The 2254-nt window shown below is 59.4% G+C and carries 2 protein-coding genes; both read left to right on the top strand.

Annotated elements, in window-relative coordinates; translation table 11 throughout:
- The first annotated feature begins 98 nt into the window (after positions 1-98).
- Positions 99-788: a hydrolase gene (locus HHL24_RS43195; protein ID WP_169491330.1), complete on the top strand. Its 690-nt coding sequence runs from the start codon at positions 99-101 to the stop codon at positions 786-788.
- A gap of 75 nt (positions 789-863) precedes the next feature.
- On the top strand, positions 864-2254 hold a 1391-nt coding region (locus HHL24_RS43190), incomplete at its 3' end, for an amidohydrolase (protein ID WP_169491329.1).

Here is a 2254-nt window from a genome sequence, read left to right as displayed (position 1 = left end):
GAAAAGCCTTCGCTAGACTGAATCTGAGTTTTTCTCGCCAGGCAGGCGAGCTCGGCGTGTCTTCCCATGTTCACCAAACCTTTAGGATCTACAAAGCCATGGCAAATCCAAAACTTGAAGTCCTGACGCCTGCAAACTCGCAGATCATCTTCATCGACCAACAGCCGCAAATGGCTTTTGGGGTCCAGTCCATCGACCGTCAGGTACTTAAGAACAACGTAGTAGGCCTCGCGAAGGCCGCGCGAGTGTTCAACATTCCTACCACTATTACGACAGTGGAATCCGAAAGCTTCTCGGGATACACGTACCCGGAGTTGCTGGACGTGTTTCCGGAGCACAAAGTGCTCGAACGCTCGTCCATGAATTCGTGGGACGACCAGAAGGTTCGTGATTCGCTCGCTGCAAATGGCCGAAAGAAAGTCGTGGTGGCAGGTCTGTGGACCGAGGTGTGCAACAACACGTTTGCGCTATGCGCCATGGCCGAAGGTGACTACGAAATCTATATGGTCGCCGACGCATCGGGTGGCACGTCGAAGGACGCGCATGACTATGCGATGCAGCGCATGATTCAGGCCGGCGTGGTTCCGATGACCTGGCAGCAGGTGCTGCTCGAATGGCAACGCGATTGGGCGCACAAAGAGACTTACAACGAAGTCATGGCGATTGCCAAAGAGCATTCGGGGGCGTACGGGATGGGTGTGGACTATGCCTATACCATGGTGCACAAGGCTCCCCAGCGCACGACGGGGACGCACGAGGTTCTGGCAGCGGTGCCTGCAAAGAAGTAAACAGTCGCGACGAGCGCCCGCTTCCCATGAATAGCTCCGCGCGTGAAAAGCGGAGCGCTCCCAACGAGGATCGCCATGACTTCCAATACTTCCGCGCCGACGCCGGCCGAAGTTGTCTTCTTCAACGGCAAGATCGCCACGCAGGACGACAAGCGCTCTTTCGCCGATGCGCTCGCCGTCGCGAATGGCCGTGTTATCGCTTCGGGGTCTCGCGAAGTCGTAATGCGTCACGCGAACCACAACACGCGGCAGATTGACCTCAAAGGGCGAACGGTCATTCCTGGTCTCAACGATTCCCACCTGCACATCATTCGCGGCGGACTGAACTTCAACATGGAATTACGCTGGGACGGCGTGCCCTCGCTGGCGGACGCGCTCGACATGCTGAAGAAGCAGGTGGCCCGCACACCGGCACCCCAGTGGGTGCGCGTGGTGGGCGGCTGGAACGAATTCCAGTTCGCCGAGCGGCGTGCTCCAACGCTCGAAGAAATCAACGCGATTGCGCCGGACACACCGGTTTTCATCCTGCACCTGTATGACAGCGCGCTGTTGAATGCGGCAGCGCTGCGGGCCGTCGGCTACACGAAGGACACGCCCAATCCTCCAGGCGGCGAGATCCAGCGCGACAAGCGCGGCAATCCGACCGGCATGCTCATTGCACGTCCGAACGCCGGGCTCCTGTACGCGACGCTGGCGAAAGGTCCGAAGCTCGCGCTGGAGGATCAGCGCAACTCCACGCGCCATTTCATGCGTGAACTGAACCGGCTCGGTGTGACGAGTGCGATCGACGCAGGCGGCGGCTATCAGGCCTATCCGGATGACTACGCTGTCATCATGGACATGGCGAAGAACAGCGAACTGACGGTGCGTATCGCCTACAACCTGTTCACGCAGAACGCCAAAAAGGAGATCGAAGATTTCGCGAAGTGGGTAAAGATGACGAAGCCCGGCGAAGGCGACGATTTCCTGCGCGTCAACGGCGCCGGCGAAATGCTGGTGTTTTCAGCCGCAGACTTCGAAGACTTTCTCGAACCGCGGCCGGATCTGCCGGACACGCTCGAAGACGAACTGGAAGCCGTCGTGAAGCTGCTGGTGGCGAACCGCTGGCCGTTCCGTCTTCACGCGACTTACAACGAGTCGATCGAGCGCTTCCTGAATGTGTTCGAACGCGTGAACGCCGAGATTCCGTTCAACGGACTGCGCTGGTTCTTCGACCACTGCGAAACCATCACGCAACAGAATATCGACCGTGTGCGCGCGCTCGGCGGCGGCATTGCGATCCAGCACCGGATGGCCTATCAGGGCGAGTATTTCATCCAGCGATACGGTGAAGAGGCCGTGAAGCGCACGCCGCCTATTCGCCACATGCTCGATGCCGGGTTGCCCGTTGGCGCGGGGACGGACGCGACGCGCGTCGCGAGCTTCAACCCGTTCGTTTCGCTGTACTGGATGGTGTCGGGCAAGAC

It is taken from the genome of Paraburkholderia polaris (assembly GCF_012927345.1).
Lineage (GTDB): Bacteria > Pseudomonadota > Gammaproteobacteria > Burkholderiales > Burkholderiaceae > Paraburkholderia > Paraburkholderia polaris.
The sequence above is the reverse complement of the archived record's forward strand: the minus strand, read 5'-3'. Positions and strand labels throughout refer to the sequence as shown.